This is a genomic window from Ruminococcus callidus ATCC 27760 (assembly GCF_000468015.1).
GTDB lineage: Bacteria > Bacillota > Clostridia > Oscillospirales > Ruminococcaceae > Ruminococcus_C > Ruminococcus_C callidus.
This window is the reverse complement of the sequence record NZ_KI260433.1, coordinates 35,228-47,299: the sequence shown is the minus strand read 5'-3', so window position 1 is coordinate 47,299 and position 12,072 is coordinate 35,228. Positions and strand designations below refer to the sequence as shown.

The following is a 12,072-nucleotide window of genomic DNA, read 5'->3' as shown; positions in this document are numbered from 1 at the left end:
GCCAGACGCTCTTTGTGCGGTATTGCCCTAATACTCGATGCCCTTTCGTGCTGATATGCCTTCTTCATACGGGTGCTTCCGCAGACACATTTCGGTGAGGTAGTCCGCCCGTTCTGCCAGTGCAGGACTGGGATTTCTGCCGGTCATGACGACTTCCAGATTCTCCGGACGGCTGTCCAGAAATGCCAGCACCGTTTCCTCCGGCAAAAACCCACAGGAGATACAGGAGAGCAATTCGTCCAGTATCAGCATGCGATACGTCCCGCCCTGCACTGCCTCGGTAATTCTGCGGAATTGTCCGGTATACCAGCGGGCTGCTTCTGCTTTTTCCGCCGGTGTCATGCGAAAGGAAAACTTGGCATCGGGATAAGTTTCCCACAAGGTGACCTGCGGCAGCTGCTCCAGAATCCGCCGTTCTCCGGAGTTGTCCTGCTTCATCAGCTGCACCACCAGCACCCGTTCCTGCCAGCCGGCACAGCGTACCGCAAGCCCCATTGCCGCAGTCGTCTTACCCTTGCCGTCGCCGCAGTAGAGATGTACCAGACCGCTCATTTCGTCTGCACCGCCCAGTCCGGCAGCAGCACTTCCCGATTGGTGCCGTAAAAAATATCGTCCCTGCCGGCAAGCATCTCACAAAGGCGTTCCAGTCTGTCCCAGTTGCGGTTGCCTTCGAATTCATAGCTGTGTCCCCAGATGTAGAAGATCTGGGGCGTTTCAGCTTCTGCCTGCAAAAACTGTTCCGCCAGTGAGAACAGAGCTTCGTCATCGTGATGACAGGTGGGACGAAACCGCAGCAAGTCCTCCTGTTCCGCGAAGCAGTGAGAGCTTTCCGTGCCTCGTCCGTAGCCGATTCCCAGCCGCCGCAGTTCTTCCACAACCGCATCATTGAACACGCCGTAGGGATATGCCATACCCACCGGAACAGCGCCGTAAATCTCTGTGATTGCCGCAATATTGTCCTGCAATTCCGCTGTGCACTCCTCCGGTGTCAGTTCCGTCAGATTGTAGTGGTAAACACCATGGACAGCCATTTCATGACCGGCATAGAGTTCCGAACACTCTGCCAGATTCAGCCGGTGCACTTCCAGCACATTCCGGTATACCCATGTGCCGCAGTCGTGGTTCAGTCCGGTGTTGACGTTAAACGTGGCTTTCATGCCATAGCGGTTCAGGATCTCCAGCAGCTTTCTGTCCTGCTCGTTGCCGTCGTCATAGCTGAATGTCAGGGCTTTTCGATAGTGATTTTTCCAGTTCATTGGGGAACTCCTTTCCTTGTGGGTAGTCACTTTTGGCATTATACCATTTGCAGGCGGATTTGTCAATTCCAAGCGTGTTTCGAAAAATACTGGCACCCGTTCCGGAACAGAGAGCAGCATCTTCCCGCAGCTTTCGAAAAAAGACGAACTTCCACGAGTTTTCCCGAACATATTGCAGGCGGATTCATAATATGCTATATTAGGGTATGCTGATATTTTGACACGATCAGGAAACACTGCATCATTTTCCAAAGGAGGTATGTCCCCTGCACTCTATCCAGAAAAAGCGGCTGGCTGCTGCCATGCTCACCTGTGCTGTTCTGCATCAGCAGTCTGTGCCGCAGCCGCCTCCGATTCCTGTACGGAACAATGCGAAGCCAGACTTGACACTGCACTTTCTGCACGCACCGGCAATTTCTCAGCTGCACTGTCACACGATAAAATAAGAAAGCCGTCCTCAGGGTGCATCCCGAGAGCGGCTTTCTGTGTGCAACTGAATATATGAAATCCGTTTCGCCCTCACGAGGAGAACAACACGGGATTCACCTTAATAGAGCGGACCGTAGTCGGCACACGCACGATAGTCCGCGGCCTCCAGATCCTTGGTGCCATAGGCACTCCATGTGTGCGGACGATAGATCCGGTCTTCGGAAACATTGTGCATCGAAACCGGAATCCGCAGCATGCTTGCCAGCGTGATCAGGTCGGCTCCGATATGCCCGTATGCCAGACAGCCGTGGTTTGCACCCCAGTTTGCCATGACATGGTACACGTCCGTAAACGCACCCTCTCCCGTCAGATTCGGCACGAACCATGTGGTCGGCCATGTCTTATCGGTACGCTCGTCCAAAGGCTGATGAATCTCGTCCGGCAGGTCTACTGTATAGCCCTCTGCGATTTGCAGCAGCGGCTGTGTGCCGTTGAGAATGTTCACGCGAATCATCGTCACCGGCATCTCTGCACGGGTCCGATAGTGCGAGGAGAAGCCGCCGCCGCGGAAATAGCCCAGATTTGCCGGTGCCCAGTCGGTCGCTGCCAGCATTGCCTGAATATCATCGGTGCTGACTTCCCACCACGGCTTCATGACCGCCGTGCCATTTTCGTCCCTGCATGCACCGGTGCCGTCCAGAGCCGCTGCACCGCTGTTAATCAAGTGGATAAAGCCGCCGGCCGCCCGTCCGGTAGGTGCGACACCTGTCACACGCTTCACCGCCTCCGGACTCCAGTAGGTTCGAACATCGGCAAAGATCGTTGCCGTGCCGGTGAGCAGCTTGCCGAACAGCATCGCCGTACCATTCAGGCCGTCATTTTCGGTTGCCAGAATGGACGGCTCTTTTTTCCCGTTCCAGTCAAAGCTGGAATTGAGAATGGCTTCGGTGAAGTCGCCGTTGGGGAGCCAGTCTGTCCACATACGCTGTCCCTGAAAGCCGCCCAGAATTGCATTTCTGCCGTGGCTTTCTTCTGCCCAGCCCATTTCCAGCAGCTTCGGATTGCCGAAGAAAATGTCCTGTACGATCAGCGTAAACTTGACAATGAATTCCCATTCCTTTGCCTTTTCTTCGGCAGTGCGGGGCTTCTTGATGCCGAAGGGGTCGATCTCCTTATCCTCCGGCACGTCCCGATTGACATCATAGCCCTCCGGACAATTCGCCTTTACCCACGCCAGAGCCTTTTCGTACTCGTCGTGGTCGTAGATGCCCAGATGGATCCGGCGGAGAATTTCAGTCAGGTCTACCCATTCCGCACGGATTCCCAGATACTTCTGGAAAAAGTCCGAATTGCAGTAGGAGCCGGCGATCCCCATGGACACGCCGCCCAGACCGACATACGCCTTATTCCGCATGACACCCACCGCAACGGCACACTTGGCAAACCGCAGGATCTTTTCCTCTACATCTGCCGGAATCGGCATGTAGGCTTTCTTTTCGGGAATCTCTCCGGATTCCGGAACGTCAGACTGCCACTTGTCCTGCACGTCTTTGCCGTAAATGGCAAACGCCGGCAAGCCACGCTGTGCATGAGCCGCCATGCAGGCTGCCAGATAAACGGCTCCCGGCCGCTCGGTGCCATTGAATCCCCACACTGCCTTTATGGTCAGCGGGTTCAGATCCATGGTTTCGCTGCCGTAGCACCAGCAGGGCGTTACGGACAGGGTAGCACACACGTTCTGTGTCTGAAAAAAGGTTTCACATTCATAGGCTTCTGCCCCGCCGCCAATGGTTTTCGGGGCGATGACGCACTGCACCTTTGTGCCGTCCGGATACCGCAGACGGGACTCGATCAGCTTCTGTGCTGCATATGCCATGTCCATGGTCTGCTGTTCCAGATCTTCACGGACACCGAACTGTCTGCCGTCAATGACCGGACGGATACCGATTTTCGGATATATCATAAACTCAACCTCACTTCAACAGGGTTCGATATTTCTCATAAGATGACGCAGGGAATGCTCCTGCATGATAAAACTGCATCGATTCCGATGCGGCAATGCAACGCCGTGCTTCTGCCGGCGTTTTCAAAATTCCCAGTGCCAGCATTTGTATCGCGGCATTTCCGTACACGGTAGCTTCTACCGGTCCGGCTGCCACCAGCCGCTGACAATAATCCGCTGTCAGCTGACAGAGCAGACTGTCCTTGACACCGCCGCCCATGATGTGGATCACAGGATAGGTTTCACCGGTGCAGGCTTCCAGTTCTTCCAGAGCCATGCGGTATTTCAGTGCCAGACTTTCATAGATGCAGCGGAAAATGGCTCCGTCGCTCTCCGGCACATGCTGACCGGTTTTCCGGCAAAACGCCTTCACCCGCTTGGGAATATCCCCGTGGGGCACAAAGACCGGATCGTCCGGATCGATAAAGCTGGACGGTTCGTGGCTCTGCCGTGCCATGGTTTCGATCTCCGCAAAGCTGTAGTTCTTTCCCTGACGGGCATATTCCCGACGGGACTCCTGCAACAGCCAAAGACCGATGATGTTCTTGAGGAACGTCACCCTTTTCCCATAGCCGACCTCATTGGACAAGCCCAGTGCCGCCGCCTGCTCTGTCAGAACCGGCTGTTCCGGCTCGGTTCCGAACAGGGACCATGTGCCGCAGCTCAGGAACACATGCTTGTCTGTCTTTGCCGGAGCCGCAAATGCAGCACACTGGGTATCGTGCCCGCAGACCGCCGTCACGCATATCGCCGGCAAGCCCAGCCGCTGCTGTACTTCCGGAGAAAGCGTGCCTTTTGCCGTGCCGCTTTCCACAATTTCCGGCAGAATCCGGTGGGGAATGTGGAAAAGCTCCAGCAGTTCCCGATCCCATGTGCCGGTTTCCGCGGAGAGCATCTGAGTAGTGCTGGCGATAGAGCGTTCTGCGGAAATGGTTCCCGTCAGCAGATACGCAAACAGATCCGGCATTGGCAGAATCGTGGCACACTGGTCAAAGCCGCCGCTGTCCCGCTGACAGAGCAGCTGAAACAGCGTGTTGATTTCCATGACCTGTGTGCCTGTCCGGCGGTAGAGTTCCGCTGCCGGCAGGAACTGTTCTGCCTTTTTCAAAATACCGTCTGTTCTGCCGTCCCGATAATGCCGCGGCAGTTCCAGCAAGGTGCCGTCTGCCCCCAGCATACCGTAGTCCACGCCCCACGTATCAATGGCGATGCTTTCATAGGGTGCAATGGCATAGCCCGCCTGCAAGCCCTGTTCCAGTTCTTCCATGAGCTGCGGCACGTTCCAGTACAATCTGCCGTCCTTGGAAACGGGTTCATTGGCAAAGCGGTGCACTTCCTGCAAGGTGATGCGGCTGCCGTCAAAACCTGCCAGCATGGCACGGCCGGAGGACGCTCCGAAATCCAGTGCCAGCACATACCGCATCATGGGGTTTCCTCCGGCAGGACTACGCCCTTTTTCAACAGGACGTTGGCGTAGATCGCCGTTTCCCCGGTGGCAATTACGGCGTATGCTTTTTTGGCACGCTCGTAAAATGCGAACCGTTCCATAAATTCGATCTCACAGTGCTCCGGTTCGTACCGGTTCAGGATCTCACGGTAGGTGTCCCAAATTACAGGAACTGCCGGATCGCCGGCTACCACTTCCATAAGTCCCACCGGCTTTTCCGTGTAGCTGTCCAGCGGAAAGAACTGCATCACCGCGTCCAGAATCTCCGGCACGCCGTGACCGTCCAGACGGATCAGCCGCTGTGCAATTGCCGCACCGGGGAAATTGCCGTCGGCGATCACAATTTCATCGCCGTGTCCCATTTCCATGAGTACTTTCAAAAGCTCCGGTGTCAGAATCGCCGGAATGTGTTTCAGCATAAAAAACACCTCCGATTCAGTTCTGACCGTTGGGGTACTTCTTATAGCCGGGGTGCTTTCCCGTTACGCCGTACTGTGCACGCATGCTGCAAAGCCGGTCGATGTTCTCCCGCGAGATCTCCTGTGCACCGCCCAGCAGGTGGGCATTCAGGGAGATCTTTGCAAAGAGTTCCAGCGTTTCCATGCGGTAGTACGCAGTGATCAGGTCTGCTCCCACCGTCAGGGCACCATGATTTTGCAGAAGCATCACGTCATGCTCCTGCAAATAGGGCTTGATCGCCTCCGGCACTTCGTCTGTAGAGGGCGTGCCGTAAGGTGTCACCGGCACAGAGCCAATGGCAATTACCGACTCGATCATGGTGTACTCGTCCAGTGCCTTGTTGGCAACGGCATAACCGGTTGCCACAGGCGGGTGTGCATGCAGCACAGCTCCCACATCGGGACGTTCCCGATAGCAGCAGAGGTGCATTTTGATTTCCGAGGACGGCCGCAGCCCTGCAGCCCCCTCCAGCACTTCGCCCTTGTCGTTGATGCGAACCAGCTTGTCCGGTGTGATGAAGCTTTTGCTCATGCCGGTAGGTGTTGCAAAAAAGGTGCCGTCCTCCAGCTTCACGGAAACATTTCCGTCATTGGCAGCCACCCAGCCCAGCTGCCACATCTTGTGGCAGACATCACAAAGCTGTTCTTTGATTTCCTGTTCGTTCATTGAATCCTCCTGTAAGAACCACATGGGTTCATCTCCTTGTCAGACCATTCTGCAAATCTGACGTTCTGACGATACGATACCGTCCGACAGAAATTCCGCGATAGTTCCAGACCGTTCCGCATAAGCTGCGAAAAAATGCCCGCTTGGAAGGCATCTCGGAAAATCCCATCTTTATTATACAATTTTCTGATGGAATTGTCCAGCTTTTTCGGCTGAAATTTACATTTTATTTGGTGAACAATTTATTTCCCGCACTGCCGGAACGGGTTTCTCCGCAGAATTCCGTCATATTTCATCGGACAGATCACAACAAAAAAGCACACCGAAGCCGTATGTGCTCCGGTATGCTCTGCTCTTTCAAAATGCTTTTCGCATGGTCACATGGGGACAAAACTCGTCCATGTGATACTCTTCTGTTTTGGTATAGCCCAGCTTTTCATAAAAGCCTGCCGCACGGCATTGTGCCGAAAGGGTAATGCACTTGGCACCGCATGCCTTCGCCTGCTGTTCCAGTGCAGTGACAACGTGTTCTCCCAGATGCTGCCCCCGATAGGCAGACAGCACGGCAACTCTGCCGATGAGATATGTTTCGCCGTCCTCCGTGAACAGTCGTCCGGTGGCAACGGGACGCTCTCCGTCCTGTATCAGCACGTGATACGCACGGTCGTCCACGTCGTCGAACTCCTGCTGAAACCCCTGTTCTTCCATGAAAACGGCTTTTCGCACAGCGGCACAGCCCTCGTTAAGCTGCTTCAAAATGACAGTCTGATACGCCATTGCTCACAGTACCTTGGACAGGAACTCTCGCAGGCGGGGATTCTTGGGGTTGCTGAAAAATTCCTGCGGTTCGTTTTCTTCCACGATCTTTCCACCGTCCATGAACATCACACGGGAGGCAACTTCCTTGGCAAAGCCCATTTCGTGAGTCACCACAATCATGGTCATGCCGTCGTCTGCCAGTTCCCGCATCAGTTCCAGTACTTCGCCGACCATTTCCGGATCCAGTGCCGAAGTCGGTTCGTCAAACAGCATCACATCCGGATTCATTGCCAGTGCTCTGGCAATGGCGATACGCTGTTTCTGTCCGCCAGAAAGCTGGTCGGGATACTGGTTTGCCTTGTCTGCCAGTCCGACTTTTTGCAGCAGTTCTGTGGCTTTGGCATCTGCCTCCGCCTGTGTCATGCGTTTCAGCTTTACCGGTGCAAGAGTGATATTCTTCTGAATGGTCAGGTGCGGGAACAGGTGAAAATGCTGGAAAACCATGCCCATTTTCTGCCGCACGCTGTAAAGCTGTCGGTCGGGCATGTGCGTCAGGTCTTCACCCTCAAAGAAGATCTGTCCGTCGCTGGGCTGTTCCAGACGGTTCAGACAGCGGAGAAAGGTGCTCTTGCCGGAACCGGACGGCCCGATGATGACTACCTTTTCGCCCTTTTCGATGTTTGTGGAAATGTCTTTCAGAATATGGAGATCTCCAAAGGATTTGTCCAGATGTTTAACCTCGATCACTTCTCGCCAATCTCCTTTCCAGTTTTGTCACCAGAGAACTCAAGATCATGACCATGATCAGATAGATCAGGGCAACTGCGATCAGCGGCAGGAATGCCTCGTAGGTCTGGCTTCGGATAATATCGCCGCCCTTGGTCAGGTCGATCACCGCAATATAGCCGGCAACCGAAGTTTCTTTCAGCAGAACGATGCACTCGTTCGCCAGTGCCGGCAGCACGTTCTTGAACGCCTGTGGCAGAATGACGGAGAGCAGTGTTTTCGGGTAGTTCAGTCCCAGACTGGCACTTGCCTCAAACTGTCCGTTGTCGATCGACATAATGCCGGAACGCACGATCTCTGCCACATACGCCGCAGAGTTCAGACCGAACGCCAGCACCGCCACAAAGGTTTTCCCCACATTCACCGAAGCGAAAATGACAAAGTAGATAATCAACAGCTGTACAACGACAGGCGTGCCGCGGATCACTGTCAGATAGATCCGTGCCAGAACATTCAGAAAGCCCAGCTTTCCGGTCTTGTCGTGGGTGGAACGGACAATGGCAATGAGAAAGCCCAGCACCATGCCCAGGATCACCGCGAAAAATGTGATGATCAGCGTCGTTTTCAAGCCGTCCAGCAGGTACAGCCAGCGGTCTTTCTCAATAAGAGTGGAATGGAATTTATTTATAAAGTTATCGATAAAATTCACGGTTACGATCTCCTGTTAGTCTTTCCGGACAATGATAACCTGTGTCGTCGTTGCATAGCCCTGTGTAAAGGATACGTTTTCCTCACGGTCCGGTGTAACAGTCATGCCGGCTACGCCGACATCTGCCTTGCCGGACTGTACAGCAGCAATAATGGAATCGAATTCCATGTTCTCCACTTTCAGTTCCATGCCGATCTCGTCGCAGACAGCCTGCATCATATCCACATCGACACCGACAATGGTCTCTCCGTCTACGCTCTCATAGGGCGGAAATTCTGCGTTAGTCGCCATAACCAGTGTGCCGTCCCGTTCTACGCTGTCGTCCGGTGTGTAGGACTTCTGGTCTGCGTTATCGCCGATCCAGTGGCTGACGATCTCGTCCAGTGTGCCGTCCTCTTTCAGCTTGGTCAGAGCATCGTCCAGCTTCTGTCCCAGTTCATCGTTGCCCTTCTTGTAGGCAATGGCATATTCTTCCTCTGCAAAGGGATCGTCCAGAATTTTCAGGGTATCGTTCTTTGCCACAAATGCCTTTGCCGGCTCGCTGTCGATGATAACAGCATCCAGCTTGCCCTGCTTCAGAGCCTGTACGGCATCTGCACCCTTATTATACGGTTCTACGGTGGCATCTTCTACATCGCCGGCATAGACATAGCCGGTGGTTCCCAGCTGTGCACCGATCTTCTTGCCTTTCAGATCATCTGCACTGAATACAGTGTTGGCAGGAGTGCCGCATGCCGTCAGAGATACTGCCAGCATCGTGCTTGCTGCCAGAAGTGCGATTGCTTTCGTTGTTTTTTTCATATGTGAACTTCCTTTCTGTCAGTCCTGTACTGACATGGCTTTTATTGCTGATACGCAATTCTTTTCTATTATAATCGAAATTCGCAAAGAATGCAAGCGGTTTTCCGGTATTTTCGGATTTTTTGCGTTTTTGATATGATATGTTGATAAATTCTTTCTTTTCACACGTGAAATCCGGTTGACAGACCGGAAAAACCATGTTATAATAAAAATGTTTTTTGTGATAATGTAGTAGTGCTGTAAAAGAAACACCGAGCAAAGCTTGTGGTAAGATGCGTCGTCAGATTTTTCGGCAGATTGCCCAGAAATTCCGCAGGCAGACTTGGTGTCTGGCAAGGGATTTCTGGGCAATATGACGAAAAATCTGCACGCAGATTGCGTGCAAAGCCGTCAGGCGGGCTTTATGCAGTGTTTCCTAAAGCACCGCTGCATCAGCATATCGTCTATCATTAAAAAAAGGAGTTTTACGTATGAAAAAGAACTGGACAATCCGCCTGCTGGCAGGCGTTGCAGCCGGAGCAATGGCATTTTCCATGGTGGGCTGCGGCAGCAGCAAAGACAATTCCAAAAACGGCGGCAAGGAAAAATTCATTGTAGGCTTTGATGCCGCATTCCCGCCCTATGGCTATCAGGACGAAAACGGCGAATATGTGGGATTCGATCTGGATCTGGCTGCGGAAGTCTGCAAGCGGAACGACTGGGAACTGGTCAAGCAGCCCATCGACTGGAACGCCAAGGATATGGAACTGAATTCCGGTACGATCAGCTGCATCTGGAACGGCTTCACCATGAATGGCCGTGAGGACGAATACGCATGGACAGAACCGTATGTAGACAACTCGCAGGTATTCGTGGTCAAGGAGGACAGCGGCATTGCTACCTTTGATGACCTCGCCGGCAAGAGCGTTGCTGTACAGACCGATTCTTCCGCAGAGGCTGCCCTCAAGGAAGATGACAACAAGGAGCTGAAGGATTCTTTCAAGGAACTGGTAGTCGTTTCCGATTACAACACAGCCTTTATGAATCTGGACTCCAATGCAGTAGAAGCCATTGCCATGGACATCGGCGTTGCAAAGTATCAGATGGAATCCCGCGACGGCAAGTACAAGATTCTGGACGACGTGCTCTCCGCAGAACAGTATGCAGTGGGCTTCGCCAAGAACAACACCGAGCTGCGGGACAAGGTACAGAAAACACTGGACGAAATGCGTGAGGACGGCAAGTTTGCAGAGATCGCTGAAAAGTGGGATCTGACGGATTCTGTTATTGACTAAATCTCCGAAAGGAAACCTGATATGTCTTTTTTTGAAATCGTCGCACAATTGAGCGACAGCATGCTGCGTTCCACATGGATCTTCCTGCTGACACTGATATTTTCCATGCCGCTGGGACTTCTCATCTGTGTGGCTCGCATGTATGCATGGAAGCCGGTACAGTGGCTGATGAAATTTTACATTTCTGTTGTCCGCGGCACGCCGCTGATGTTACAGCTGCTGGTCATCTATTTCGGAAAGTATTTTCTGTTCGGACTTCCCCTGACGACCAATTACCGCTTCTGGGCAGTAATCATCGCTTTTTCGCTGAACTACGCCGCTTATTTTGCAGAAATTTTCCGCAGCGGCATTCAGTCCATTCCCGTTGGACAGCACGAAGCTGCCAAGATTCTGGGGTACAGCCGCATGCAGAAATTCCTGCGGATCATTACCCCGCAAATGATCAAGCGGGTGCTGCCGGCAGTGACCAACGAATCGATCACACTGGTCAAGGATACTTCCCTCGCCTTTGCGATCTCCTACATTGAACTGTTTACAGAGACCCAGATGATCGCGGCTTCGGAAACCTCCATGCTCCCCTATCTGGCTGCTGCGATCTTCTACTATGTCTTCAATCTGGTAGTTGCCGGTCTGATGTCCCTGCTGGAAAAGAAGCTGAACTACTACAAGATTTAAGAGGTGCCACATTGAATTACTTAGAAGTTGAACACCTGCAAAAGCATTTTGGAGAGGTGCAGGTTCTCAAGGATATTTCCTTTTCCGTAAAGCCGGGAGAGGTGCTCTCCATTATCGGTCCCTCTGGCTCCGGAAAATCGACACTGCTGCGATGCTGCACATTTCTGGAAACACTCTCCAGCGGAAAAATTTCCTACATGGGACAGGAGGCAGTGCAGGCGAAGGACGGCAAGCGTCCGGTCTATGCCCCCAAGGCGGAATTCCGCAAGATCCAACACTATTTTGGTCTGGTATTCCAGAACTTCAACCTGTTTCCGCACTATTCCGTGCTCCGGAACATCACCGAAGCCCCGCGGCTGATCCTCAAGAAAAGCCGTACCGAAGCAGAGAAAACAGCAATGGAACTGCTGAAAAAAGTCGGTCTGGCTGACAAGGCAAAAGCGTATCCCTGCGAGCTGTCCGGCGGACAGCAGCAGCGAGTTGCCATTGTACGTGCTCTGGCAATGTCCCCGTCGATCCTGTTTTTCGACGAACCGACTTCTGCACTGGATCCGGAACTGACTGGTGAAATTCTGGAAGTCATTCGTCTGCTGGCGGAAGATCACATGACAATGGTCATCGTTACCCACGAAATGAGTTTTGCAAGAGCCATTTCCAATCGGATCATCTTCATGGCAGACGGTTACATTGTTGAAGAAGGCACGCCGGAACAGATTTTCGAGCGTCCCGCACAGGAACGCACCCGTCAGTTTCTGGCACATTATCAGTAATAACAGAAAACGCAAGAATCAAAAAACACCAGCCGCAGGCAATCCGTATTTGCCCGCGGCTGGTGTTTTTAGGGCAATACCGCACAAAGATTGTGCGAC

13 protein-coding genes are annotated in these 12,072 nt (G+C 53.1%); 3 read left to right on the top strand and 10 right to left on the bottom strand.

All coding sequences use genetic code 11. From position 1 onward, the window contains the following. Positions 1-27: 27 nt before the first annotated feature. From RUMCAL_RS09890 to RUMCAL_RS09845, 10 genes are all read right to left on the bottom strand, one after another. The gene (locus RUMCAL_RS09890) at positions 28-552 is read right to left on the bottom strand and encodes a cob(I)yrinic acid a,c-diamide adenosyltransferase (protein WP_021682690.1); all 525 of its coding nucleotides are present in this window, start codon (positions 550-552) and stop codon (positions 28-30) included. Next, positions 549-1,256, bottom strand: a complete 708-nt coding sequence (locus RUMCAL_RS09885; protein WP_040647841.1) for a polysaccharide deacetylase family protein — start codon at positions 1,254-1,256, stop codon at positions 549-551. The genes RUMCAL_RS09890 and RUMCAL_RS09885 overlap by 4 nt, the downstream gene beginning before the upstream one ends. A gap of 547 nt (positions 1,257-1,803) precedes the next feature. Beyond that, positions 1,804-3,648 (bottom strand): L-fucose isomerase, encoded by a 1,845-nt coding sequence (locus RUMCAL_RS09880; protein WP_021682686.1) that lies wholly within the window; start codon positions 3,646-3,648, stop codon positions 1,804-1,806. A gap of 10 nt (positions 3,649-3,658) precedes the next feature. Beyond that, positions 3,659-5,113 carry a rhamnulokinase gene (locus tag RUMCAL_RS09875; RefSeq protein WP_021682685.1) on the bottom strand — a complete coding sequence of 485 codons (1,455 nt, stop codon included), beginning with the start codon at positions 5,111-5,113 and terminating at the stop codon, positions 3,659-3,661. Then, positions 5,110-5,553, bottom strand: coding sequence for an L-fucose mutarotase (gene fucU, locus RUMCAL_RS09870; RefSeq protein WP_021682684.1), 444 nt, complete (start codon positions 5,551-5,553; stop codon positions 5,110-5,112). Before fucU ends, RUMCAL_RS09875 begins: the two co-directional genes overlap by 4 nt. 16 nt (positions 5,554-5,569) lie before the next feature. Then, positions 5,570-6,259, bottom strand: coding sequence for a class II aldolase/adducin family protein (locus RUMCAL_RS09865; RefSeq protein ID WP_040647840.1), 690 nt, complete (start codon positions 6,257-6,259; stop codon positions 5,570-5,572). A 357-nt stretch (positions 6,260-6,616) separates the two neighbouring features. After that, complete coding sequence (locus RUMCAL_RS09860) at positions 6,617-7,036, bottom strand: GNAT family N-acetyltransferase (protein WP_021682681.1); 420 nt, start codon at positions 7,034-7,036, stop codon at positions 6,617-6,619. A 3-nt stretch (positions 7,037-7,039) separates the two neighbouring features. Continuing rightward, the gene (locus RUMCAL_RS09855) at positions 7,040-7,765 is read right to left on the bottom strand and encodes an amino acid ABC transporter ATP-binding protein (protein ID WP_021682680.1); all 726 of its coding nucleotides are present in this window, start codon (positions 7,763-7,765) and stop codon (positions 7,040-7,042) included. Then, a complete protein-coding gene (locus RUMCAL_RS09850) occupies positions 7,752-8,453 on the bottom strand; it encodes an amino acid ABC transporter permease (RefSeq protein WP_021682679.1) in 702 nt (233 codons plus the stop codon). The genes RUMCAL_RS09855 and RUMCAL_RS09850 overlap by 14 nt, the downstream gene beginning before the upstream one ends. Positions 8,454-8,468: 15 nt before the next feature. Further along, positions 8,469-9,254 (bottom strand): transporter substrate-binding domain-containing protein, encoded by a 786-nt coding sequence (locus RUMCAL_RS09845; protein WP_021682678.1) that lies wholly within the window; start codon positions 9,252-9,254, stop codon positions 8,469-8,471. A 470-nt stretch (positions 9,255-9,724) separates the two neighbouring features. Here RUMCAL_RS09845 and RUMCAL_RS15575 point away from each other — a divergent pair, with 470 nt between their 5' ends. Genes RUMCAL_RS15575 through RUMCAL_RS09830 form a run of 3 tightly spaced genes read left to right on the top strand, consistent with a single transcriptional unit; the run spans position 9,725 to position 11,973 of the window. Next, complete coding sequence (locus tag RUMCAL_RS15575; RefSeq protein WP_021682675.1) at positions 9,725-10,528, top strand: amino acid ABC transporter substrate-binding protein; 804 nt, start codon at positions 9,725-9,727, stop codon at positions 10,526-10,528. 21 nt (positions 10,529-10,549) lie between these two features. Then, positions 10,550-11,203 carry an amino acid ABC transporter permease gene (locus RUMCAL_RS15570; protein ID WP_021682674.1) on the top strand — a complete coding sequence of 218 codons (654 nt, stop codon included), beginning with the start codon at positions 10,550-10,552 and terminating at the stop codon, positions 11,201-11,203. 11 nt (positions 11,204-11,214) lie between these two features. Further along, entirely contained in the window at positions 11,215-11,973 is a 759-nt protein-coding gene (locus tag RUMCAL_RS09830; RefSeq protein WP_021682673.1) for an amino acid ABC transporter ATP-binding protein, read from the top strand. Positions 11,974-12,072 lie beyond the last annotated feature (99 nt).

Excerpts from the sequence above, each read along its gene's own strand:
- RUMCAL_RS15570 (WP_021682674.1), top strand. The coding sequence starts at position 10,550 with ATGTCTTTTTTTGAAATCGTCGCACAATTGAGCGACAGCATGCTGCGT.
- RUMCAL_RS09845 (WP_021682678.1), bottom strand. The coding sequence starts at position 9,254 with ATGAAAAAAACAACGAAAGCAATCGCACTTCTGGCAGCAAGCACGATG.
- RUMCAL_RS09860 (WP_021682681.1), bottom strand. The coding sequence starts at position 7,036 with ATGGCGTATCAGACTGTCATTTTGAAGCAGCTTAACGAGGGCTGTGCC.
- RUMCAL_RS09880 (WP_021682686.1), bottom strand. The coding sequence starts at position 3,648 with ATGATATATCCGAAAATCGGTATCCGTCCGGTCATTGACGGCAGACAG.
- RUMCAL_RS09890 (WP_021682690.1), bottom strand. The coding sequence starts at position 552 with ATGAGCGGTCTGGTACATCTCTACTGCGGCGACGGCAAGGGTAAGACG.
- RUMCAL_RS09865 (WP_040647840.1), bottom strand. The coding sequence starts at position 6,259 with ATGAACGAACAGGAAATCAAAGAACAGCTTTGTGATGTCTGCCACAAG.
- fucU (WP_021682684.1), bottom strand. The coding sequence starts at position 5,553 with ATGCTGAAACACATTCCGGCGATTCTGACACCGGAGCTTTTGAAAGTA.
- RUMCAL_RS09875 (WP_021682685.1), bottom strand. The coding sequence starts at position 5,113 with ATGATGCGGTATGTGCTGGCACTGGATTTCGGAGCGTCCTCCGGCCGT.
- RUMCAL_RS09885 (WP_040647841.1), bottom strand. The coding sequence starts at position 1,256 with ATGAACTGGAAAAATCACTATCGAAAAGCCCTGACATTCAGCTATGAC.
- RUMCAL_RS15575 (WP_021682675.1), top strand. The coding sequence starts at position 9,725 with ATGAAAAAGAACTGGACAATCCGCCTGCTGGCAGGCGTTGCAGCCGGA.